Source organism: Pseudomonas sp. R62, from assembly GCF_000257605.1.
Lineage (GTDB): Bacteria > Pseudomonadota > Gammaproteobacteria > Pseudomonadales > Pseudomonadaceae > Aquipseudomonas > Aquipseudomonas atacamensis.
Genome location: NZ_AHZM01000977.1, coordinates 1 through 545, shown reverse-complemented (window position 1 = coordinate 545; position 545 = coordinate 1). Strand labels below are relative to the sequence as shown.

At 62.2% G+C, this 545-nt stretch carries 1 protein-coding gene; it reads left to right on the top strand.

The features are described 5' to 3' along the window. Positions 1–545: GGDEF domain-containing protein (locus OQK_RS01430; RefSeq protein ID WP_016770780.1), on the top strand; the 545-nt coding region annotated here is incomplete at both ends.

Below are 545 nucleotides of genomic sequence, written 5' to 3'. Positions count from 1 at the left end.
ACTCGCTCAGCTACACCCTCAGCCACGAAGGCGAGCACATGGGCGAGTTGGTCTTCCGCCGTAATCAACGCTTCAACGACAAGGAACAGGGCGACCTCGAGTCGCTGCTGTCCTGCCTGCTATACCCGATGCGCAACGCCCTGCTCTATCGCGCCGCAACGCAAAGTGCCTTGCGCGACCCGTTGACCGGTGCCGGCAACCGGGTGGCCATGGAGCAGACCTTGCAGCGCGAGATCGACATGTCGCGCCGCCATGCGCAGCCGCTATCGGTGCTGATGCTCGACATCGACCACTTCAAACGGGTCAACGATGACCACGGGCATGGCGCCGGTGATGAGGTGCTCAGAGCAATTGCCGCGTCGATCAAGGCGCAACTGCGCAACGTCGACATGGTGTTCCGTTATGGCGGCGAAGAGTTTCTGATCCTGCTGTCCAACACCGGTCGCGAGGCGGCGGCGATGGTCGGCGAGCGTTTGCGCCAGGCGACGCAGTCGGAGGAATACTTTGCCGATGGCCAGTTGATCGAGATCACCGTGAGTCTGGGA